We start from the raw sequence: 24,204 nt of genomic DNA on the forward strand, positions 1-24,204 counted from the left end.
TTGCCACGAATTAAATCGAATTACACCAATTATAGTTCGATAAATTTTGTGGCAATTCGTTTTTTATTTTAATCCCATAATCTGGCTGTGCAGAATTATAACCTGAGCTACCAGGCCCCTATCTCTTCTCTTAATTCTCACAAATAAGCAAGGCAATTCGTGAAATTCGATTGAATTTGTAAAATTAGTGCCTATGCAAACAAATCACTCGCCTTATGCTGTTCAATAATCACAGCCCTGTATTTTGATAGCAATGCCGATTTGGATATAAAGCCGATAAAAACGTCATCTTTTACCACCGGTAACTGCCATACGTCAATGGCATCAAAGGTGTCCATAACGCTGCTGGCCGGTTGATCATAATCAATTATAGCCGGTGGTTCAATCATGATATCGGCTATATTTTCATCCGCGATATCTTTATTGAACAAGCGCCGGCGAATGTCGTCTATCAATACAACACCTTCAAGGCTTCCGTCGCCTTTAAGCACCGGGAAAATATTAGCATCGGTTTTGGCCAGTACCTGGTAAAATTCGCCAACCGGCATTTGTTTATCAACCGGGGTGTATTTGCGGTTAATGATGCTATCAAGCATTATACTGTTAAGCATGCCATAATCCTGCCCCGGGTGAATATTATTATGATGAATCAGCTGGCTCCAGTACATATTATGGGGCGATGAGTAACGCGATATGATGTATGACATAGCTGATACGATCATGAGCGGGATAAACAGCACATATCCACCGGTAATTTCGGCTATCAAAAATATAGCAGTTAAGGGTGCATGCAATACACCGGCCAGGGCCCCCGCCATACCCACCGCAATAAAATTAACCGTATTTAAATGTATCAGCCCGGTTTGATTAACCCCATAAGCCACAAACAAGCCCAGGAAAGCGCCGGTAAATACCGTAGGTGCAAATGTACCGCCATTGCCACCGGCACCAATGGTAATACCCGCAGCAATGATCTTGGTAAACACGAGTGCCCCTATAAATAACAGCATGATAAGCGGTTCGGAAAGCCAGTTGGCAAAAAAGCTTTCTTCCTTTAATACATTGATATTACCATTTAAAATTTCGGTGAGATAATGATACCCCTCGCCAAACAATTGAGGAAACACAGCAATGATCAACCCTAATATCACACCGCCACCAACTGCCCTCACATATCGGTTTTGTTTTTTAAGGATCCCTCCTTCAAGTTTACCCCCTACTTTGGATATGTATATCGCTATCCATCCGCTTAATATGCCAAGCAGCACGTAAAATGGCAGGGCGTTCATTGCCCAGCCTTCGGTAACCAGATGGAACAATTGCCCCGAGTATAATAATTTGGAAACCACAACTCCTGTAGCGGAGGCTATTAATAAAGGTATAAAGGTGGGAATGGTGATCTCTCCTATTAATATCTCTAACGAAAAAAGCACCCCGGCAATAGGGCTGTTAAATACAGCAGCTATGCCCGCCGAACATCCTGCAGCCAACAATACCGTTTTTTCATAGGGTGTAAGCTTAAAAAACTTACCTACGTTTGAACCGATAGCTGTACCCGTACAAACAATAGGCGCCTCCAACCCTGCCGAGCCACCGAAACCTATGGTTAACGAACTGGTTATTAAATGCGAATAAATATTATTGGCTTTGATGTTTGAACGGTTCTTTTTGATATTGATGAGCACCTTACCTATCCCTTTTTCAATCTTATCGCGATTGATCAGGTGCTGATACAGCACCGTACCCAAAATGCCTATTGCAGGTAAAAACACATATGCTATATGATAATACAGGTGCGAAGAGATATTCCGGCTTAACTCTTCCATTAAATGCACTAAAAACTTAAGGGCAACGGCGGCCAGTCCGCCCATAAAACCTACAAACACGCTGCAATAAATTAAAAAGTTACGTTGACTATTGCGTTTTAACCGCCAGCGGTTTATTTTGTAGGAAAGCGTTTTTAACATAAGAAGTATATACTACCAATTCTGCTGATGAAGAGTTATGAGCGCGAATTGTTTTCAATTAAGCTGATAAAACAGACCAATGACATGTATTAGTCTATTTGTTACAAATTAACACAATTCAGGGCAATTTATATTCATTAAAGTAAATAGAGGTTAATTTACAACAACTAATTAATTATTAAACTTGCGCCTATAGCTTATTATATGTCTTTAAGAAACCAACAGATTGAACACTGGTTTAATCGAAAATACGACGTAAAGCCTAAAGCCGGCTTTAGAAAATGGTTAAAAAAGCAGCGGAACCGAAAAATAAGACAATCACCTAAAACCGAAATACCAGACATCAAGTATGAAGGATGGGAATATTAAAAACTCCCTGTTAAAATTCGCCGATTTCAAATTATCTATAATAGTAGTTGCAACCACAGCTATTCCATAATTTTTTAAGTCTAAAACACATTACAGTTTTGGCACTACAAGTATAATGCTCCTAAGTCCCCGACTTCAGATAGCTGAGGTAAGGAAATTAAGGTTAATAGCATTATATTTGCCCATGATTTCTTCGCAAAGATATGATCAGCGTGGCGTATCAGCCTCCAAAGATGACGTGCACAATGCCATAAAAAATATCGACAAGGGCATTTTCCCAAAAGCTTTCTGCAAAATAGTACCCGATATCTTAACCAACGATCCTGAGTATTGCAATATTATGCATGCCGATGGTGCCGGTACCAAATCGTCCCTGGCGTATACCTACTGGAAAGAGACAGGCGATATCTCTGTATGGCGCGGCATAGCCCAGGATGCCATCATCATGAACCTTGATGATTTGCTTTGCGTTGGCGCTACTGATAACATCCTGCTGTCATCAACCATCGGCCGCAATAAAGGCCTCATTCCCGGCGAAGTTATCGCCGCAATCATTAATGGCACCGAAGAAATTTTAGCCGAACTGCGCGGGGCAGGCATAGGCATCTACTCCACCGGCGGCGAAACTGCCGATGTGGGTGACCTGGTACGTACCATCATTGTTGATTCGACGGTTACCTGCCGTATGAAACGTGAAGATGTGATATCTAACCACCGTATTGAGCCCGGCGATGTAATTGTAGGGCTTGCCTCATACGGCCAGGCTACTTATGAAAAAGAATACAACGGCGGCATGGGCTCAAACGGCCTTACATCTGCCCGCCATGATGTGTTTAATAAAACCATCGCCGATAAATTCCCCGAAAGCTATGACGCGGCCATCCCTTACGAGCTGATCTTTTCGGGCAGTAAAAACCTTACCGACGCTATTGACATTGGCAACGGTGAAACCGTAACGGCAGGCAAGCTTGTTTTAAGTGCGACCCGTACCTACGCGCCAATCATTAAGCAAATACTTGATGGCTACCGCAGCCAGGTTCATGGCATGGTACATTGCAGCGGCGGCGCGCAAACCAAAGTATTGCATTTTGTAGAAGGTTTGCATATTATAAAAGACAACCTGTTCCCTGTACCACCATTGTTTAAACTCATTCACGAGGAATCAAAAACCAGCTGGCAGGAAATGTACAAGGTATTTAATATGGGACATCGCATGGAGCTTTACGTGCCTGAAGCTATAGCTGCTGATCTGATCAATATTTCAAAAAGCTTTGGTGTTGATGCGCAGGTTATTGGCCGTGTAGAAAAGGCAGATACTAAAAAAGTAACCGTGACATCGGAGTTTGGAGTGTTTGAGTACGAGTAAATAATAACGACATAAATTTATGCTGAGGTTTTTGGCTACTTTGTCCCCATTAAAATTATGGGCGATATTTTTAGCCGAAAACCTTTTTGTTACTACCCTGGCCCTGCTATTCGGATGGTTGATCTTAAAACTATCCAACAAACCAATAAAATGGGCAAGCCGAAACGAGATTCTGGTATGCATGTTAACCAATGCCATCAACACAGCGATCACCTATGCCGGTTATTGGCTTTTTAAGCACAACTATATAACACTCACGTTCCAGTTAAAGTGGTACACCCTTCTTGATTTCTTGCTCTTATTTATGCTGATGGACCTGGCCATGTTCATTTTCCATTACTTCATCCACCACTCAGTTATTTATAAAGCGATCCACAAATTTCACCATCATTACACCGATCCTATCCCTATCGACCTGTTTGTTCTCCATCCTGTTGAAACCATTGGCTTTGGCTCTTTATGGCTTGTAATATTGGCTCTTTATGGTTTCAATTTCTATGCGGTACTGATTTACCTTACAGCCAATGTATTTTTCGGTATCATGGGCCATTTAGGTATCGAACCCGTTCCTGCCTCTGTTCGAAAAATGGCTCCTTTTAAATATTTAGGTACACCCTCTTTTCACCATCGGCATCACCTGGAAATTGATTTTAATTTCGGCTTTTATACCAACATCTGGGATAGGTTATTTAAAACTTATAAGCCTTAAAACAATAAGCTTATAAGCTCACCTTTTATAAAAAAAAAGCCGGAGGCGATGCAAATGCTCCCGGCTATAATTGGTTAAATCGAATTTTATCCTTGCTTATATGTTCAACGACACCTCATATGGTATGCGCTTAGAATTATCTTTTTTAACCAGGCAGATGATCCACATAATTATAAAGGGAATCATCGAGACTGCCAAATCCGGCGCTATTAATAAAAAGATGACCGTATTTGTGCAAACCGTTAACAGAAAACACGCCGGAATAAAGATCAAAAAGACTTTATAATACTTTGATGATCTTATGAAGGGCAGCGCTAACAATCCAAGGTGAAACAACACTAAAAGTGAGATATTTAGTTGATTCCAAAAGCTATTTCCGGGGTTTAATATATCTTTCAATAACGTAAATTCAAACGACACAATTGACATAGTAAAGCCTAAGTGTATGGAGAAGCCGATTAAAAAACTAAAGAGGATGAGCACGATGATTTTGATATTTGTTTTCATAAGTGATAAAATTTAAGTATTATTCAAATATAAAACATAATTCAAAACAAAGTTAATGTATTGGTTAATAATTATTAACCAATACATTAACTTTCACTCACTATGAAATAATATAAATATATAATCAAATTATTTCTAACGAAAAAAGCCCCGGTCAAATTGACCGGGGCTTTAAATCATATGGTAAATTCAATTAGTTAAAGAGATACCTTAAACCAATTTGAGCTTGCCAGCGTGATACCTGCGAAATACCGTTACCAAAAGTTGATGTAAGCGGGATTTGGTTTTTATCATCAAAGTAAGGGAACGAGAATGTTGGCTTACCAATGTTAGGATCATTAGGGTTAGCATTGTTAGCGTATAAACCTTTAAATGATAACGGGCTTGTACGGTTAACAAATTTAAAGTTACCCCAGTTCCTGTTCAGGAAATTACCAAGGTTAATAATGTTAAACTCAAACTGTAAGGTGTTTTTAACTTTACCGGTTGAAGCATATAAATCTTGAGTGAAGTTAAAGTTAACCAGGTGAAAGTATGGCAATACCAAAGCATTACGCTTAGCATATTGACCGCGGTGTTTGCTCAGGTATGGGTCCTGGTTAATAAACGCGTTCAACTGCTGGTAAGTTTGGTCAACAGTACGAGGGTCATTTAAGTTATCTTTTACCAACACGATATCACTTGCATCTTTAGGGATGTACATCAAATCGTTGGTAGTTTGACCGTCACCATTCAAGTCGCCATTATAAGTGTATGAAGCAACACCGTTGTTAGCACTTTCGTAAGTTAAACCAACCGAAGTAGTAAGGTGTTTGATATAATCCTTACGGAATGATACCGAAGCGATGATACGGTTTGGCTGGTAAAAGTTAGCATATGAAGTAACATCAGCGTTTGGATCGCCGGATACAACACGGTCTCTCCAGGTTGACTGGGCGATAGAACCACCGTCATTAACCGAGCGTGAATCAGAGTGAGTGTAAGCTATGTTAAAGTAAAGCTCTTTAAACGTTCTTTGTAACTGGCCGGTAACGCTGTAAGTATAACCTTTGCTGGTGTTTTTCATCAGGATAGCGTCGGTAATATTAGGTACCGCCGCTGTGTTACCACCCTGGGCAGCAGGGATTGAAGGATAAACAGTAGTACTGCTGTAACGGATCCGGTTATCATTACCCTTTAAAGCCTGACCTGATGTAGGCAACGCAAGGTTAACAAAATATACCGAGTTGATATCTTTTGAATAGATACCTTCTAAAGTACCGATAATGCCTAATGGCAATTTTTGGTCTAAAGCCAGGTTTAAACGGAAGTTTGATGGGAATTTGAAATTCCTGTCGGTAACAACCAGGTTATATGAAGTGTTTGCAGCAGCCCCAGTTGGCCTGTTTTTATTAACATCCGGGCTGAAAACCAAACGGGGGTCGGTTGGTAATACACCACCGGCACCAGGCACAATGCTGTATGAACCAAACTGTACACCATTGTTGCTGGCCTGGTTTGATATATATACATAAGGAACCGGACCGGTAAAGATACCTGCACCACCACGAACTTGTGTGCTGGCATCGCCGTTAACATCCCAGTTAAAGCCTACCCTTGGTGAAATTTGAATATTCGTTTTAGGGAACTGTGAAGTATTGATCTTGTAACCGTCCCTGAAACCCGTTAACGCTGCTGCATTGGTATTATACTGGCTGTCAGTATTGTAAACCGGTAAATCAAAACGAATACCGTAAGTTAATTTAAAGTTGTCGTTAACTGTCCATTTGTCCTGAGCATAAGCGCCGATGGTATATGATTTTACAATAGCAAACGGGAACGAGCCATCAGGCAAAGCTGAATAACGGAAATCGTAGCGGGTTGCGGTTGGCAAGCCTTGTTTAGCCGAAGCGTAAAAATCATCTAAGCTTTTAAAACGGTAACCACCATAGTAGTTAGGAGCGAACCCATTTTTAAATTTATTCGACTCATATGATAAGCCAAAGTTAAGCTCGTGTTTACCCTTGTAAAGGGTTAAGTTATCAGATGCCTGCCAGGTATCGGTATTCAATACGTTGTTGGCAGTAAATGGCTCATAACCAAATGAGGTTAAAGTAGTACCATTAGGGTTTTGGATATCAACCAATGGGAATGAACCACCGCCCGGAGACTGGCGGAAATCGCGCAGGGCCTGGTAACCTACAGTTAATTTATTGGCAAGGTTTGAGCTGATACGGGTGTTCAACTCGGCAATACCAATATTGAAGTTGTTGTTGATGGTATAGTAAGATGAAAAGAACGGCAACGAAGTGCTGCTTGGTGCACGACCACCTGTAGGCGCACCTGAACTGCTTGGAGGCACATCACGGAAAGATTTCAAATAGAAATATTTCAATGACAAGGTATTATTTTTGTCGATATTCCAATCCAATTTGGCAGCGATCTTATCTGATTGCGTACGTAACTGGTAGTTTTCAAAAGCGCCAGGATTATAACCATAAGTAGTTTTAAGGAAGGTAGACAGGGCTGTCAAATCAGCATAAGATGCTTGTGAAATACTACCGCCGGCAGTTTGGCCATCGCGTAAAGCGGTGTAAGAAGTAGCCGGATCTTTGATCCTTTCCTGCTCGCCTGATACAAAGAAGAATAATTTGTTTTTGATGATCGGGCCACCTAAGCTGATACCACGTTGGTTATAATCAACTGTTGGTTTTTGAACATCGGTAGTAAGCGTATGTAAACCTACTAAACCAGCCGAGCGTTTGTAGTAGTAAACGCTACCTTTAAATTCGTTGGTACCCGATTTGGTTACGGTATTGATACCGGTACCGGCAAAACGGCCCTGGCTAACGTCGAAAGGAGATACAGAAACCTGGATCTGCTCAATCGCGTCTAATGAAATTGGCTGTGAGTTTGCCTGGCCACCTAAGGTGTTTGATAAACCAAACGAGTTATTGAACAAGGCACCGTCAACAGTTAAGTTGTTACCATTACCGTTACGACCGCCAAATGATGTACCATTTGCAGTAGGAGTTAATTTAGTGTAATCATAAATTGACCTGCTGATAGTTGGTAAACGATCGATCTGGGCGCGGTTAATAATCTCCTGAGAACCTGTTCTTGAAGTATTAATAACCTTGTTCTGTACACCCGAAACCACAACTTCCTTAAGTTCGGTATTGGTTGGTGCAAGTTTAGCGTTGATCTTAAAGTCCTGACCTAATGATAACGTTATGTTATCCTGGCTGAAGGTATTAAAACCAATAAATTTAAAACTGATAGTGTACGGACCACCAACACGGATGTTTGGTAAGTTGTAACGGCCGTCGGCGCGGCTAACAGTTGAATAATTAGTACCTGTGGGTGTGTGTAACGCGGTAATGGTTACACCAGGGAGTGGTAATCCCTTTTCATCAACCACTGTACCAGACATGCTACTTGTAGTAACGTTTTGCGCGAACGCAAAGTTTAGTGTGAGCAGCGAAAAAATGAATAAAAGAAGGTAATGCTTCCTCATAAATTGCTTTTTTAATTATACGTTTAATTAATTGGCGCAAAGATAATTAATGAACTAATTACCAATGTTAAGTTAACGTTAACAATTATTATATATTTATCAACATTTTACATTATAAGTATAAAAACCATAAAACAATCGCCAAAAACAATGAAAATATTACAAATAATATAGTTTAAATCATATCGGAGCTTAACGGTTACATTACACCATTTGCTTTTATGACACAGCGCAGATATAAATAACCCAAGGCAGGTAATATATACCGGCAGTACATTTTTTGATTTCAGCCCTTTTCCTTAGCTTTGGCATTCAAAAAATAGGCGCTGCGGAAAAACCACAAAAATCCGCGCAGCTTATTTACCTTTGAAACGAAATTAAAGTATATCAATAATAATATGGATTACGATGTAATTGTTATTGGGTCTGGTCCGGGTGGCTACGTTGCTGCTATCCGCGCTTCCCAGCTTGGTTTAAAAACCGCCATTGTCGAAAAAGAATCATTAGGCGGTATCTGTTTGAACTGGGGTTGTATCCCAACCAAGGCTTTATTAAAAAGCGCCCAGGTTTTTGAATACCTTAACCACAGTGCCGATTACGGTATTAAAATTAACGGCGCCGGCGAAGTTGATTTTGCCGCGGTTGTTAAAAGAAGCCGTAACGTTGCCGATGGCATGAGCAAAGGCGTTCAGTTTTTGATGAAGAAAAACAAGATAGATGTTCTTGTTGGCTTTGGTAAATTGAAAAGCAAAGGCGCTGTTGAAGTTAAAGCTGCCGATGGTACAGCTAAAACCTACAGTGCAAAACACATTATATTAGCAACAGGCGGGCGCTCGCGCGAGTTACCTAACCTGAAACAGGATGGTAAAAAAGTTATCGGTTACCGCCAGGCCATGGTATTACCGCAGCAACCTAAATCAATGGTTGTAGTTGGTTCGGGTGCTATCGGTATTGAGTTTGCTTATTTTTACAACTCAATAGGTACAAAAGTTACCGTAGTTGAGTTTTTAGATAATATCGTTCCGTTAGAGGATGAGGATGTATCAAAAGGATTAAACCGCATTCTTAAAAAACAGGGCATCAACATCATGACCAGCTCCAATGTGGAATCGGTTGATACCAGCGGCGATTTGTGCAAGGTAACTGTAAAAACAGCTACCGGCACCGAAATTCTTGAAGCCGAGATCGTTCTTTCTGCGGTAGGTATCGCCACCAACCTTGAAGGCATCGGCCTTGAAGAAAACGGTGTTAAAACCGATCGCGGCAAAGTATTGGTTGATGATTTCTATCGTACCAATGTTGAAGGCGTTTATGCCATTGGCGATATTGTTAAAGGCCAGGCCCTGGCTCACGTAGCATCTGCCGAAGGTATTATCTGCGTTGAAAAAATTGCCGGTCAAAACCCTCACCCGCTTGATTACAACAACATTCCGGGCTGTACCTATTGCTCACCAGAAGTTGCTTCTGTTGGTTATACCGAAAAAGCAGCTAAAGAGGCTGGATATGAAGTTAAAGTTGGTAAATTCCCATTCTCGGCATCGGGTAAGGCAAGTGCTGCCGGCGCTAAAGATGGCTTTGTAAAAGTGATATTTGATGCCAAATACGGCGAGTTCTTAGGCGCTCACATGCTTGGCTACAACGTTACCGAAATGATTGCCGAAGTAGTTACTGCCCGCAAACTGGAAGCTACCGGCCATGAGATCATCAAATCGGTACACCCTCACCCAACCATGAGTGAAGCTGTAATGGAAGCCGCTGCCGAAGCTTACGGCGAGTGTATCCACTTGTAGTATTCTGGCCCATGGTCGATAGACCATAGACCATGGTTGATAGTTATAGCTACAATAAATATTTAAAGCCTCAAATTAAATGCATTGCATTTGGTTTGAGGCTTTTTAGTTTCATACTTTATAACCACAACTTATCTTTAAAATATTATTCTAATTTAGCCCTATCAGCACATTATAAGTCACGCCCATTATCTATGGACCATCGACTATGGACTATGGACTATAAACCATGAACTAAAATGAAACTACACACCATTGATACAGGCTTTTTTAAATTAGATGGCGGCGCTATGTTTGGCGTTGTTCCTAAAACCATCTGGAACAAAACCAATCCCGCCGATGAAAACAACCTTTGCACCTGGGCCATGCGCTGCCTGCTGGTTGAACATGAAAACAGGTTAGTATTAGTTGATACCGGCATAGGAAACAAGCAAAGCGAAAAGTTTTTCAGCCACTATTATCTTCACGGCAACGCAAGTTTAGATAGTTCGCTGGCTTCTCTTGGTTTCCACAGGAATGATATTACCGACGTGTTTTTAACCCACCTGCACTTTGACCATGTGGGCGGTGCCGTTGTACGCGAGGGCGAAAACCTGCTCCCTGCCTTTAAAAACGCCACCTACTGGAGTAATCCCAAACATTGGGATTGGGCAGTTAACCCTAACGAACGGGAAAAAGCTTCCTTTTTCAGAGAAAACATCATCCCTATACAGGAAAGCGGCCAGCTAAAATTTGTTGATACCGAAGACGGCATTAACTTTATGAAAAATTTTGAGGTCCGCTTTGTATCCGGGCACACAGAATCAATGATGCTGCCGCTTATTAATTATAAGGGGAAAAAGGTACTCTATATGGCCGATCTGCTGCCATCAATCGGGCACCTGCCTATCCCCTATATAATGGCTTATGATATGTTCCCGCTTCAAACGCTTACTGAAAAAAAACTATTTTTAAACGAGGCCCTTGAAAAAGAATACATACTATACTTTGAGCACGACCCGGTTAATGAATGCTGCACTTTACAGCAAACAGAAAAAGGCATCCGGGTTAAGGATACGTTTAAACTAAGCGACCTTTAACCGTTGATTGGTTTTGATTTCGTTGATTTTTTAACTTGTAAAAACACAAAGGCATCCCCTCGCGGGATGCCTTTGTTCATTGATCGGTTTAGGTTAAAAGCCTCGTCAATTAAATCAGTGCGATTGAATCATAAAGCCGGATACTATCACAGCAACCTATCTTTAATCTTCAAGCTCTGATCACTATAAAAAAGGTTTAGGTATAAAGAACGTATTATCTTTGGCCGGAGGCGGCATTTAATTACCAACCTCCAACCGTTGATCTCTTCAATAAAAAGGTTTAGGATTTTGAGTTATTTTGTACTCTTCCTCAAAATCTCTCATCACAAACCTTAACCACGATGCATAATTTGAAGGGATTACATAACCAACCCGCAAATTTTTATGCAAAGGGATATTCAATTATTCGCCTTTAGTGGTGTTGCCGCCTTTGCCCTGGTTTTCGATCTGCAGTTTTTTGAGCATTTCGGTACCTATGAGGGCATCAATCATACCGCCGCTACCGCCCTCTTTGCCGCTTACCAATATCTCAGGAACCAACCTAATACCTGCAGCAGCCAAAGCTTCGGCCACACGCACTATGGCGTATTGTTCGGTACCCATGGCTTCGGTTTTTTGTTTGGTAACCTCGGCTTCTGATAAACCTATGGCTTTGATCTTGGCACCTTCGGCCATACCATTCACCTCTGTGGCGTTAGCGTCGGCTTTGGCGTTCACTGTTTTTGCTTCGGCATCGGCTTTGGCTATCGTGATCCTTACCTCAGCATCGGCTTTGGCGTTGATGGTCTTAGCTTCTGCCTCACCTTTTGAAGCGGCAACCCTTGAAGCGGCCATCTGGGTGTTAATCTCAACCTGGCGGGTTGATTTTACTACCTCAGGCTGCATATCGGCACCGGCACGGGCGCTTTCAAATTCTTTACGTTCAATTTGCGCGTGGCGCTGTATCTCGTAAGTAACCTTTTCCTCCTCGGCCAGTTTACGGTCGGTAAGTGTTTTCATCAGCGCTGCCGGAGGCACTATGTCACCTATCAGGGTATCCACACCAATTACGTTATAGGTTTCCAGTACGCGACCAATATGCTCACGGGCATCAGTTTGCCTTTGGATACGGTTGGCCAGGAAGCCGATCACATCACTTTTTTGGGCCGAGTTACGGAAGTAGTTGGCAATAGTTGGCTCCAGTACCTGCGATACCAGGTTTTTCATTTTACCAAACCTTGCTATCACTTTCGGTGCTTCGTTACGTGGCACGTGGATGATCTGTGACACATCCAGGTTAAAAGTAAAACCATCGCTTGACCTTACCGTAATGGTACACAGGTTCTTATCCAGTTCGTGCGACTCGGTGCGGCTATCTGCCCAGTTTAATACGATGTTGGTTGTGGGTACAATTTCAACAGCATGGGTATAGATGTTTACCGGGTGCTTACCGGGATCGAGCGGTTCGTCCCAAACCCCTTTTTCGTTACGCTTAACAATGTTACCATGTTTGAAATTATCGCCACTGGTATCCTTGCCTTCCGGGCCCACAAAGGAGTTTACAACACCTACGTAACCGATAGGGATATAGATCATATCTACCTGCTCAACGCTCACAAACCAGGGGTTAAGGTAGTAAGTACCCGCCAGGATCACGTCCTCCTGCAAACCTTTGCGACCGCCTGCGGTGATAAAAGCGATTGGGTCCTGGTAGTTTTTATGCCCTGCAACCGATTCGCCGGCTATCTCGCCTTTGTTCAGCGGCTCGCCATCCAAAGTGGTAATAATACCTACTTTGTTTTCGTGGATCTGGGTGATAGGCACCATCTCAATATCAAACAAAAATGTGTTGATGCGATAACTACCCGGTGTAAGGAAAGCTGCCTGCGGGCCTTTTTGACCATTATTATCCAAAAATGCTACCGCATCCTGAAACTTATCACAATCAACCGGTTTACCCAGCACACGGCCGGTATCAAACGAGGCACCGTCTTTTGCTTTTACCAGGCCAAGCTTGTTTTGCTCAATAATGGTAAAGGGCTGCATGATAATAGTATACTGCCATGGCCACATTTTCCAATATAAGCCCGGCGCAAGGCCACGGCCCTGCATACCAGCCTCGCCTTTGGTGGCAATGATCCGACCATCGGGCAGGCGGCTGTTACCTGTAAGGGCAAACTTTTTGATCACCAACCCAATACGGTCGTCCGGAACGATAACCATGCCGCAAAACACGCGCAAAACAAATTTGTACATCAGCAATAACACTATGACGGGTATAACCCACCACAGACTAACAATTAGATTGTCCATTTTTTTAAAGATTGTTTTTGATTTTTTTAACGGAACCCTTAAGGTGCGGGCCCTCACAACACTTATAGCTTACCTGGAAGAGTACCTTGGCTATATAGTGTCATTAAGACAGTTGCAATTAAGCTTTGTTACGAAAAATCTTAAAAATATTTTAAGGGCATCGTCAGATACATGTAATTAATTGATACACAGAAAGTAAATTTTATAACGCTTTTCAGGAAACATTTTACAACAGGTATAGTTAAATAAGTATCCTATTGTTTAATGCATACTTAACATTACCGCTATGAGTATCCCAAAAGACATCAAAAAAGAAGGCACCAGGATAAGTCCGGCAAAAGCGGGTGGACAAAAAGCCAAAGAGATCAAAACCGAAGGCCCACTAAGTGAAAAAGATGAAGTGAAGCAAGCCGAAGAGCGCACTAATAAAGGTTTGAAGAAGAGATAGTGTAAAATCAATAGACTTAAGTCGGAAGTCAAAAGATCTCTTTTTCCTCACCGCATTTCAGACTTATGACTTTAGACTAAAGACTAAGCCTTCGCTTTCAATTTTAAAAGCAATTGTATAGTTTTATCCAAACATTTTTCTGTTATGATAAAACAAGGCTTTTTATTGTTTGCTGTTGTAGTGCTTTTTATAGCATCATGTAAACCTGAAGTTTCGGTTAGGACGCTTACCGGCAAATGGAAATATATAAAAATCGAGCATCCAAATGCCAGCCCGCCCGATACCGTAAAACAAGCCGAGCTGGATGCCAACGTACCTTATATTCAGTTTACGCCCGAAATGAAATTCCTGATTGTGTGGGGCGGCAAGTTCCTGTCGCACGGCTCTTTTACGCTGAATGGCAGCAACATGAATGTAACCGAGAAACTCCCTGATGGCAAAACCCGCAATTTCGTTTTTTACGTTTCGGAACTAACCGACACTAAGATAGTTTTTGAAAGTACCGGCCCCGAAGGCTCAAAGGTTACAGCTTTGCGGGCAAGCAAATTTTAAGTCAGTTAATTCTTTGCATGCAGGCCACAAGGCTGTGCCTTGTGGCAGCAATTTACAAGTAATTTAAAATCAAGCTAATCCTGTAATCCTAAAATCAAGGTTCAATGTGCCGCAACAACATCTGTGCTTGCCTCAACCTTGTTTTTTATAAACCGCTTGCCAATAAATACAATCAGGAGTGCCAAAATTGATGAGGCTGCCATAACCGCCGCCATGGGCAGCGAGCTGTGTTGTTTTATTATAGAGATACCGATAGATGACAAGGCCCCCACCGCCATTTGCGATGCGCCCAATATTGCAGAAGCCGAGCCCGCATTTTTAGAGAAGGGAGCAAGGGATAATGCTGATGTATTGGGCGCGCAAATGCCAACGCAGCATAACACTCCAAATATCATCGCTATAGTACCACCTATCCCGAACCAATGATTTAATGAACCCGCCAAAAAAAATGTGGAGATAATCACCATTAAAATAAGTGATGCGCCTATCATTTGTTCGCTTTTGTATTTTTTTATCAGCACACTGTTTAGCTGACTTGAACCAATAAACCCTACCGAAAGCCCTGCAAAGATCCAGCCGAACTGTTTTTCGCTTACTTTAAAGCCCTCAATAAACACAATGGGCGATGACGAAACATAGGCAAACAAACCCGCGAAAGCGAACGCGCCGCCTATGGCATAGGTTACAAACTGCGCATCCTTTAAAACTGTTATAAAATGCCCTATAATCGGCCCTGGCTTTAAGGAATAAGCAGGATCGGGCTGATAGCTTTCGGGGAGCCAGAATATTACGGACAGCAATATGAGCACCGCTATAATAGTTAATACCAGGAAAATGACCTGCCATTCAAAAGCCGCGGTAATATAACTGCCTACGGTAGGGGCCAGCATAGGCGAAGCACCGAGTACCAGGATCAGCAACGAAAATACTTTGGCATTATCCTCAATCGGGAACAAATCACGCACCATGGCCATGGCGGCTACACTTGCCGCACAGCTGCCCACCGCCTGAAAAAAACGCAGTGCAATAAGCATTTCGAGCGATGAAGAGAAAAAACATCCCATTGATGACACGATGTAAAGTCCAAGCCCCCAGTATAATGGGTTTTTACGGCCAAACCTGTCGAGCAAAGGCCCATAAAGTAATTGCCCGGCGGCGATGCCAATAAAATAGCTCGATAATGACAGCGCTACCTCATCGGTACTGGTATGCAAGTACTTAGCTATGGCTTTAAAGCCCGGCAGGTACATATCGATAGAAAAAGGGCCAAGTGCCGTAAGCGAACCCAATATGAGGATCAGTACTGTATATTTTTGTTTGGTCATATTTATTTGGTCCATGGTCAATAGGCCATGGTCGATGGTGATATTGGATTTATTGTATCTTAGTGATTTTTCAAAGTCCAGGCAATTGTCTATGGACCATCGACTATGAACTCCCCTAAAACGCCTCGCCTAAATTAAGACTTATTGATGAAAAGTTTTTGCTCATGCCATAATCGAGGCTGATATTGGTTCCTGTTTTTTTATTGAACTTAAAACGCAGGCCTGTGCCGGCTGCTGGGTGCCAGTACACAAAAGCATGGTTCTCGGGCTCGGTAACGGAGTTTACGTTAGCAAATACTACAAAGCCCAATAAACCATTGCGGGTGATATCGCGGCGGTATTCAGTTTCAAAATATACCAGCCTGTCGCCCCGGTAACGGCTTTGCGGAAATCCCCTGCCCGATCGCTGATAAGGTTCCCAGCCAAGACTTGGCAGGTTAAGATAAGGTGTGCGGGGCGTAAGTGTTGTCCAGTAATAGGCCCAGAAAGCCAGCACGTTTTTAGGCCCCGAGTTGGTTAACTGCACATATTTACGCATATCGATATACAGTGACCTCCAGTCGGTATGGCTTCCAAAGGCCTTGGCATTAACCCGGTAAACTATGTTGGTATAAGCCCCGGGTAGTGGATTGATTGAGTTTTTGCGCGAATCGTATAATAAATTGAGCGTTACACCCGATGAAAACGCATCCTGATCGGCCGCAGTACCATATTTATAACCGGTAAACTTACGCAGGTTTTGATCGCCGTTGCTTTCAATATCCATATAGTAATCCAAATTATACCCTAACCCGGCATAAAAGTATGGCTTAATCTGCTTTAACACGCTTTGATAAAAGCGGAGATAATTATAATTTATCAAAAACTTATCCGCTGGCCCCTGGTTGCCACCCAAGCCCCAGGTATATTGAGGGTAAACCATCAGCCGGGTATCACCCTGTATATTCCACTCATTATTATTAAGCCAGATATTTGACCGGATAGGCAAGCCGTACCTCCCTTTCAAATTAAAATAAGGGGTAAAAGTAAAGCTTGATAAATTAGTAGTAGCTTCATCCCCCAGATAAAACCCAGCTGTTGTTGAAGTAAACAATGCTTTTCCGCCACTCCGCCCATCGGTTGTTGAGGTGGGAAAAACAGAAAAGTAGATCTTTTTCCGTTGAGTTGCCTGGTGCCGGGGTTGTATTTTAAAAAGCGAACGTACAATGTCAATAACATCCCGTTGCGGTACTGAATCTTTTTTTATGCTGATGGTATCTGCAACCGGCTGCTGTGCCAGCAACATTGCCGGAATCAAACATAAAACTATTACGCATAACCCTTTTACCATCGTACCTTAAACGAAAAATATTGACTTGCTGTTTGGCTGTTAATAATTTTAATAACGGAGAAAACAGGGCAATCGCTTCAATTTAGCTAAATTAATTGAAATAAAAAAGGCCTGTAAGCATTGAAACCTACAGGCCTTTATAACAACCATTTAAATTAATGATAGGTTGTTTGTTTTGTTACGGTTGTTTTGGTTGTGGTATAATGGTGATGGGGATGTGCCCTGCGCCAGGCAATGCGGGCAGCACGCTGCCTTTTCTCTTCGCGCCGGCGGGCTTCATTACCGATAATATAACCGCCACCGGCACCAAGCGCACCGCCAACTAAAGCGCCGCCCGCACTATGCGTAATAAGGCCACCCGCAATTGCACCGCCTGCTCCACCTATGATTGCGCCTTTGCCTTGTTTACTTATTCCCTTTTTCTGTGTGGTTTGTGCATTGGCAGTGATACTGATGGATAGCATCAGGCCAATTAAAAAGCACATATATATCATTAGCTTTTTCATAATGGTATGTATTTATAAGTGTTAACATAAACACTCATGCAAATAATAGACCATTATCGAAAATAGCGGCACAAAAATTCAACAATTAAAAGTTAACCGACAATGTTTATTTCAGGAAAGCTATTACAGCTTTTGAAAATTCGGGAGTGCGGCTGGCGCTGTTATGATCGCCCGGAACGTGAACCAGCTTTGAGCCGGGAATGAGTTTATGAAGAGCAACCTCGTCGCCGTTATCATGATCTTCGGTCCCATCTATGAGCAGTACCGGGATTTTCACCTTAGCTAACTCCTGTTTGCTGGTTGATGGCTGCCACTTTTGCTGATAGGCTAAAGCAAGTTCATCAAAAGGGTTACTGTGGATATAATTGATCATCCCATCAACATCATGAAAGCTGGTATCGCCCATTAAAGCCTTATAAGCATGAATCCTTCGCGGCCATTCGGGGTTAGTGTAAGCATCGCCCATACCACCCATTACCGCCTTTTGAACCCGTTTATCCAGCACAAACACGCGCGAAGTAATGATCGATCCGCGGGAGTATCCAACAACATCATATCGTTTCAGCCCCAGGCTTGTAGCCAGGCCCATAATGTCTTTAGCTTCGGCATCGTTAGCATAACCCGCATCATCGTGGGGCTTGTCCGACCGTCCGTTGCCCCTCTGATCCAGTATAATCACCTTATAACCAGCCGTTAACATATCATTATAAAGCTTTCCTTTTTTCCAGCCTTCGCCCGTGCCCGAAAAACCATGTACCAGTATCACCGGGAAGCCATCGCCTTTCGCTTCATAATGGATTTTAACACCATCAAACGAGGTATAATAGCTGCCCGGAGCAGTAACCGGCTGCGCTAATACACAATTGCCGGTAATCAGCATAAAAATTAACAGAGCTAAACTTGCCGATAGTTTTTTGATAACAAGCATATTTTTATTTAATAAACAGATTAATAACGGTTACCCCCACAAGCCCTATAACAGAAACAAGCGTTTCCATTAATGACCATGATTTTATAGTATCCTTAATACTTAAATTAAAATACTCTTTATACAACCAAAAACCCGAGTCGTTTACGTGCGAAAATGCCAGGCTCCCGGCCCCGATAGATAATACCATTAAATTGGGATTAATATGATTTTGCAAAACCAGCGGCGCAACAATGCCTGCAGCTGTTAGTCCGGCAACTGTTGCCGAGCCCAAACTAACGCGGATAATAGCGGCTATCACCCAGCCTAATAACAACGGCGGCAAATTGAACGATTGCAGTTGCGATGCTATCTGGCCGCTTACACCGCTGGCGGTTAAAACCTCTTTAAAGGCGCCCGATCCTGCTATGATCAATAATATCAAGGCCACATCCTTCACGGCATCGGTAAAATTGCCCGCAAGCTGGCCCATGCTTTTACCTTGTTTTATACCTAAAGTATAAGTGGCAACCATAAGCGCTATCAGCATAACAATTGAAGGATCGCCAAGAAATGTGATAAACTTTGCTACACCCGGATCCTGTATGTTAAGGTATGGAAAAAATGCGGTAAGCATTAAAAGCAAAACCGGCAATAAAGCCGTAAAAAAGCTATTGAACGCGCCGGGCAGCTTTTCGGCAGGTAACTCTTCAGCCCTGAAAGTAGCCAGCGGCTCCGACGGGATTTTTTTAAGAAATTGTGCAAACACCGGCCCCGCCAGTATAATAGCCGGAATAGCTATCATAAGTCCGTAAATAAAGGTAGTTGCCATATTAGCGTGAAATAAAGCCACTAATGCCGATGGCGACGGGTGCGGGGGCAAAAAACCATGCGTTACCGACAGCGAAGCCAGCATGGGTAAGCCTATATACACAGCCGGCAGTTTATACTTGTAAACCACCGAGAATATAAGCGGTACCATCAGCACGAAGCCAATACCATAAAACAGCGGAATGCCTATAATAAACCCAGCTGCAACCAGCGCCCATTGAATATATTTTTCGCCTACGGCGGCAACAAGTACACTCGCTATTTTTTGCGCGGCCCCGCTCACAGCAACCAGCTTTCCAAGCATAGCGCCCAGGCAAATAATGATGAGCAGCTGACCTAAAATATCACCCATGCCTTTTTGAACGGAAGCGGTTACCTTATTAATGGGTATGCCTAATAACAAACCTGCAATTATCGAAACAATGAGAAAGGCAATAAAAGGGTTTATTTTTACCAGGCTCACCAGCAAAACCAGTAAAACAATACAAAAAAAGATAGTTAACAGTACCATTAAGTTATAGGTTATGTGTGGCCAGCGGGCGTGCAACCTCAGTATAGGGCACCTGCTGATGCCAACTAAAGTAATAACAAAATTTGAGTTTAGGGTTTTTATATGGTAAAAGCTTTGATAACCCGGCCTCAATAATCAATAAGCCTTTTAATTTTGTCATTTGTACTTGAAAAACAAGCAGTTTGTGTAACTAACATACAACATGTTGCTATTTATAGCATTGTTTTATTAATTTTATAAAAAATAGTTTTAATTTTGCGTTAAAGTTTTATCCGATTAAGATTAACCCAAACCGCTATTTTACAGGATACTGTAATTTTAACACATACTTTAATACCTTTTCGGCATTTATTTCTTTAACTTTTATTATGGTAAAGCGTATTTTAGTATTAGACGACAATCAAGACATACTTGATATTGTGCATGAAACCCTTACTTATGAACAATTTGAAGTTAAAAGTACATCAATAAGCACCGATGTGCTTCCGTTAATTGAGAGTTTTGAACCGGACCTTGTTATACTTGATTACCGGGTAGCGGGTACCAATGGCGGCGAAATTTGCCGAAACATAAAAGTACATCCTAAATTTGGCAATACTCCTGTTATTATATTCTCGGCCTATGTGAACAATGAAAATGAGCTCATCGGCTACGGGTGCGACGCAATAATCAACAAACCATTTGATTTGACCGAACTTGTTGAAAAGGTTAATAACCTGCTTTAAAAACGTAATCTCAACCTCAGCGGTCAATTTACCTCCCTCTTGCACTATCCATTTAACCTTTATTTCATTTTTTTCTTCTGCTAAACCGGGATAATAATTATAAAAAAAGCAAAGAAAGCGCTTTAAAGCATTCAACATTACAAATACAGCATATTTTCAAGGTATAAATTGACTAATTATCAATACTTAAAGAGCATGATTGAAATATTGGTAATTATTTTAACTTTGTTTTATAGGTTAAAGCAAAATAATTAATTAAATACAATAAGCCCCTGATTGTATTATGGTACTATCAATAAATCAACACGAGAAAACAGAAGTAAAAAAGGCACCGGTATGCCCAAGGTGTAAATCAGAGCTTGATAACCGTGTGCCCAGAGGCTTTTTTGTGAAAAAAGTTTTGTTTTTTCTCCCTTTAAAGAGGTACATGTGCTTCAAATGCCAACGCAAGAGATACGTATTACGATAATTTATTTCATAAAAAGAAATCAACACTTACTTAAAAGTACTTTTCCTTCCTTTTCTTCTTCACCATAATATAGATATTGTATTTTGGCTGCCTGTTATTTTAAGTTTGTGGAAGAAAACGAAGCCAAGTCAAAGAAAAGATATTATTGTTCAAAATGCGGAGCCCCTTACCACTTCCAGATGCGAAGGAGTTGGTTTTTGAAAAACGTCCTGTTTTTTATACCAGTTAGGAAATATTTTTGCGCAAAGTGCAAAAAATCGGCTCACGTTTTCATCAAATAATTTTCAATTAATCAATTTCTTCGGTGTATTGATACCCTGTTATTACCAGTAAATGCAGATAATCTGCGTTTGCACTCCTCTTATACTGTTATTTTAAAGCCCCGACCTTATTTGTATACAAAAATATAATCGTTGTATATGTTATAAATACAGAATTACAGAGTATTCCCATATAAAGCCGTATAAACTACAAATTTGGATTAAGATAGTTAAGCATAATACTTGGTATAAAAATTGCTGTAATTTTCCTGATATTGTATAAAGCCATATCGCCATTGACTTTTTTGCTGATACATTTTTTTAACAGATTACCTATGCGACGGATATTAGCGGTGGACGACGACAAAGATATTTTAGAAATCATAAAATATATACTGGAAGATTCAGGCTACGAGGTTGATACCTTAACTGAAGGCAAAAATTTGTTTGACCGGATAAAGCAACATGAACCCGATTTGATTTTGCTTGACATTATGCTCGGCAATTTAGATGGCCGTGAACTTTGCAAGACCCTTAAAAACCAACAGGAAACCAAAAACATCCCTGTTATATTAATTTCGGCAAGCCATAATCCGGGTATGCTCAGCCAAGCCGGTTCGCCTGATGATTTTATAGCCAAACCCTTTGATATTGATGTTTTGCTGAATAGTATAAACAGACAATTAAGAAATGCTGCCTGATATACTGGACATGTCCCCGCAAAAAAAACGGAGCAGGCAAATATTGGCCTACCCCGTCAAATCAAAACAAAACTAAAAACTAAGCATTTATAGTAAATGCATTTTCCCGTTTAGCACGATTACGCAGCTTAAAGAAAATGACAAGGTTTAGGAAATGCATACCGCCCAATATTAAAATTATCCAGCCCACTTTATAACTCAGTACTTCAACCACTACCTGCATATTTGCAATACTGCCATACTCCTTTAAGGCCAGGCTCATATAGCCTATATTTACCAGGTAAAAGCCTACTACAAGCAGCTTGTTCACAGAATCGGCAAGTTCACTATTGCCGTGAAAAATATCCACTAAAAATATACGCCCGTTTTTAAACAGCACTTTGGCAACCCATACTGTTAATGCTATGCTTGCCAACAGGTAAATGACATAGGTTAAAATAAAGTAGTTCATGATACAAAGATTTAGTTATTATTAATTATTTAGAATTTTCAGTAAAAATTGAAAATTTTTTTGTAAAAAAATTTATTTAAACACTTTCAATATCGAACCAAAAAACCAGTTCTCTTCGGCCTTGAGCATGGTATCAAGTGTTTTGTTCACGTTATTAGCCAGCTTATTTATATCAGTAACCGTGGTTTTAAATGTTTTATAAGCCGGATCTTTTGTATCGCCATCCACCTCAGCCAGTTGATCAAGTATTTTAATGATTGGTGTAAGCTCGCGCTTTTTACGTTCTTCGGCAACACAGCGGGCTATAGTCCATACATCTTTTTCGGCGTAAAAAAACTCCTTACGCTCGCCGGTTTTATGCCGCTTTTCAACCAAACCCCAATCAATGAGGTCGCGCAGGGTCATATTGGCATTACCGCGTGATATGCTTAATTCGGCCATCACTTCTTCAGTGGTCAAAGCTTCTGGCGAGATCATCAGCAAAGCATGTACCTGGGCCATGGTACGGTTAATCCCCCACTCCGACCCCAGCTTACCCCAGGCCTCAATGAACTTTAACTTTGCCTCTGCCAATTCCATGCACAAATATAAACAAGTTTTTAAACTTTCAAAAAAAAATGAAAATTTAGGTTAGAGGTTAGAGGTTAGAGGTTAGAGGTTAGAGGTTAGAGGTTAGAGGTTAGAGGTTAGAGGTTAATGCGCTTTCACTTGCTTTGTTTTAAAATGTAAAATAAATATGCACCACATTCTGTACGTGCAAACACAGCTGTAGCAAAGGAGCCAACGGTTTGTAAAGCACTCCGTTTACCGAAACAGCCCGCCAACGTGGTATTAAATTACTTCACAACAGCTATAGCCATGCCATCATGCTCCTTGGTTCCTACTGTTTGGATAATGGTGGCTGTTACCTGTTGGTTGGCGGCAAGCGCTTTATTAAAACGCTGCACCCCGCTAACGCGCTCATCATCACAGTTATCATCAAGTACTCTACCTTCGCGGATTACATTATCTGCAACAATAAGGGTACCGGGCCTGGAAAGTTTAAGCGCCCATTCAAAATATTCGGTATAAGGTAGCTTATCGGCATCAATAAAGATCATATCAAACGGGCCTTCATCATCGGCCTCAAGGGTTGCGAGGCTCTCCATTGCCTTGCCTACTTTAATTTCAACCACAGGGTCCAAACCGGCGTTGATGATATTCCGGCGGGCAACATCAGCATAAGCCTGTTCCAGTTCAAGCGTAACGAGCTGTCCATCGGCAGGCAGCGCGCGGGCCAGCCAAATGGTACTGTAACCGCCAAGCGTACCTATTTCCAGGATCTTTTTCGCACCACATAAATGGGCCAGTACCTGTAAAAACTTACCCTGGTTAGCCGACACATTGATGCCCGGAATACCGGCATCCTCCATTGATTTCAAAGTACCTTTCAGCACCGCGTCTTCATCCTCAAACAAATTACCTATATACTGATCAACCGATTCAAAAAGTGAAGTATCCATAACGCAAATTTTTTATTATGATAAAATTAAACACGAACTAAAAGCAAAACGCACAAAGCCTAAAGCTAATGAACTGGTTTAAATTTAAATTGCTATATGTGAAATTAATAG

At 41.6% G+C, this 24,204-nt stretch carries 19 protein-coding genes; 8 read left to right on the forward strand and 11 right to left on the reverse strand.

Going from position 1 to position 24,204, the window contains the following annotated elements:
- Positions 1-191: 191 nt before the first annotated feature.
- Positions 192-1,967 (reverse strand): chloride channel protein, encoded by a 1,776-nt coding sequence (locus BLS28_RS25380; protein ID WP_091174337.1) that lies wholly within the window; start codon positions 1,965-1,967, stop codon positions 192-194.
- 553 nt (positions 1,968-2,520) lie between these two features.
- Here BLS28_RS25380 and BLS28_RS25385 point away from each other — a divergent pair.
- Both BLS28_RS25385 and BLS28_RS25390 read left to right on the forward strand, forming a co-directional pair.
- On the forward strand, positions 2,521-3,702 hold the full coding sequence (locus tag BLS28_RS25385) for an AIR synthase related protein (RefSeq protein ID WP_176844568.1): 1,182 nt from the start codon (positions 2,521-2,523) through the stop codon (positions 3,700-3,702).
- 19 nt (positions 3,703-3,721) lie between these two features.
- Positions 3,722-4,411 carry a sterol desaturase family protein gene (locus BLS28_RS25390; protein ID WP_091174340.1) on the forward strand — a complete coding sequence of 230 codons (690 nt, stop codon included), beginning with the start codon at positions 3,722-3,724 and terminating at the stop codon, positions 4,409-4,411.
- A 700-nt stretch (positions 4,412-5,111) separates the two neighbouring features.
- Here the strand turns inward: BLS28_RS25390 and BLS28_RS25400 are convergent.
- Positions 5,112-8,414 (reverse strand): TonB-dependent receptor, encoded by a 3,303-nt coding sequence (locus BLS28_RS25400; RefSeq protein ID WP_091174347.1) that lies wholly within the window; start codon positions 8,412-8,414, stop codon positions 5,112-5,114.
- A gap of 398 nt (positions 8,415-8,812) precedes the next feature.
- Here BLS28_RS25400 and lpdA point away from each other — a divergent pair, with 398 nt between their 5' ends.
- Positions 8,813-10,204: a dihydrolipoyl dehydrogenase gene (gene lpdA, locus BLS28_RS25405; protein ID WP_091174351.1), complete on the forward strand. Its 1,392-nt coding sequence runs from the start codon at positions 8,813-8,815 to the stop codon at positions 10,202-10,204.
- Between the two features lie 239 nt (positions 10,205-10,443).
- On the forward strand, positions 10,444-11,283 hold the full coding sequence (locus tag BLS28_RS25410; RefSeq protein ID WP_091174354.1) for an MBL fold metallo-hydrolase: 840 nt from the start codon (positions 10,444-10,446) through the stop codon (positions 11,281-11,283).
- Between the two features lie 402 nt (positions 11,284-11,685).
- Here BLS28_RS25410 and BLS28_RS25415 read toward each other — a convergent pair whose 3' ends face one another.
- Complete coding sequence (locus BLS28_RS25415; protein ID WP_091174356.1) at positions 11,686-13,575, reverse strand: SPFH domain-containing protein; 1,890 nt, start codon at positions 13,573-13,575, stop codon at positions 11,686-11,688.
- A gap of 286 nt (positions 13,576-13,861) precedes the next feature.
- Between BLS28_RS25415 and BLS28_RS31010 the strand changes: the two genes are divergently transcribed.
- A complete protein-coding gene (locus tag BLS28_RS31010; protein WP_176844569.1) occupies positions 13,862-14,023 on the forward strand; it encodes a hypothetical protein in 162 nt (53 codons plus the stop codon).
- A 144-nt stretch (positions 14,024-14,167) separates the two neighbouring features.
- On the forward strand, positions 14,168-14,575 hold the full coding sequence (locus BLS28_RS25420) for a hypothetical protein (protein ID WP_091174360.1): 408 nt from the start codon (positions 14,168-14,170) through the stop codon (positions 14,573-14,575).
- 101 nt (positions 14,576-14,676) lie between these two features.
- Here the strand turns inward: BLS28_RS25420 and BLS28_RS25425 are convergent, their stop codons facing one another.
- The 5 genes from BLS28_RS25425 to BLS28_RS25445 form a co-directional block, all read right to left on the reverse strand.
- Positions 14,677-15,915 (reverse strand): multidrug effflux MFS transporter, encoded by a 1,239-nt coding sequence (locus BLS28_RS25425; protein ID WP_256337533.1) that lies wholly within the window; start codon positions 15,913-15,915, stop codon positions 14,677-14,679.
- Positions 15,916-16,015: 100 nt separating this feature from the next.
- Positions 16,016-17,185 carry a BamA/TamA family outer membrane protein gene (locus BLS28_RS25430; RefSeq protein ID WP_256337534.1) on the reverse strand — a complete coding sequence of 390 codons (1,170 nt, stop codon included), beginning with the start codon at positions 17,183-17,185 and terminating at the stop codon, positions 16,016-16,018.
- A gap of 200 nt (positions 17,186-17,385) precedes the next feature.
- On the reverse strand, positions 17,386-17,736 hold the full coding sequence (locus tag BLS28_RS25435) for a YMGG-like glycine zipper-containing protein (protein ID WP_090533047.1): 351 nt from the start codon (positions 17,734-17,736) through the stop codon (positions 17,386-17,388).
- A 106-nt stretch (positions 17,737-17,842) separates the two neighbouring features.
- On the reverse strand, positions 17,843-18,664 hold the full coding sequence (locus BLS28_RS25440) for an alpha/beta fold hydrolase (protein WP_218134512.1): 822 nt from the start codon (positions 18,662-18,664) through the stop codon (positions 17,843-17,845).
- A 4-nt stretch (positions 18,665-18,668) separates the two neighbouring features.
- Positions 18,669-19,985, reverse strand: a complete 1,317-nt coding sequence (locus BLS28_RS25445) for a gluconate:H+ symporter (protein ID WP_091174370.1) — start codon at positions 19,983-19,985, stop codon at positions 18,669-18,671.
- Between the two features lie 368 nt (positions 19,986-20,353).
- On the opposite strand from BLS28_RS25445, the gene BLS28_RS25450 reads away from it, so the two are divergent.
- A complete protein-coding gene (locus tag BLS28_RS25450; protein ID WP_091174373.1) occupies positions 20,354-20,710 on the forward strand; it encodes a response regulator in 357 nt (118 codons plus the stop codon).
- Between the two features lie 1,064 nt (positions 20,711-21,774).
- A complete protein-coding gene (locus tag BLS28_RS25455) occupies positions 21,775-22,140 on the forward strand; it encodes a response regulator (RefSeq protein ID WP_091174378.1) in 366 nt (121 codons plus the stop codon).
- Between the two features lie 79 nt (positions 22,141-22,219).
- Here the strand turns inward: BLS28_RS25455 and BLS28_RS25460 are convergent, their stop codons facing one another.
- From BLS28_RS25460 to BLS28_RS25470, 3 genes are all read right to left on the reverse strand, one after another.
- Positions 22,220-22,591, reverse strand: coding sequence for a hypothetical protein (locus BLS28_RS25460; RefSeq protein WP_091174382.1), 372 nt, complete (start codon positions 22,589-22,591; stop codon positions 22,220-22,222).
- Between the two features lie 72 nt (positions 22,592-22,663).
- A complete protein-coding gene (locus BLS28_RS25465; RefSeq protein WP_091174387.1) occupies positions 22,664-23,170 on the reverse strand; it encodes a GbsR/MarR family transcriptional regulator in 507 nt (168 codons plus the stop codon).
- 257 nt (positions 23,171-23,427) lie between these two features.
- Entirely contained in the window at positions 23,428-24,093 is a 666-nt protein-coding gene (locus tag BLS28_RS25470; RefSeq protein ID WP_091174390.1) for an O-methyltransferase, read from the reverse strand.
- Positions 24,094-24,204: the final 111 nt, after the last annotated feature.

It is taken from the genome of Mucilaginibacter gossypii (assembly GCF_900100945.1).
Taxonomy (GTDB): Bacteria; Bacteroidota; Bacteroidia; order Sphingobacteriales; family Sphingobacteriaceae; genus Mucilaginibacter; species Mucilaginibacter gossypii.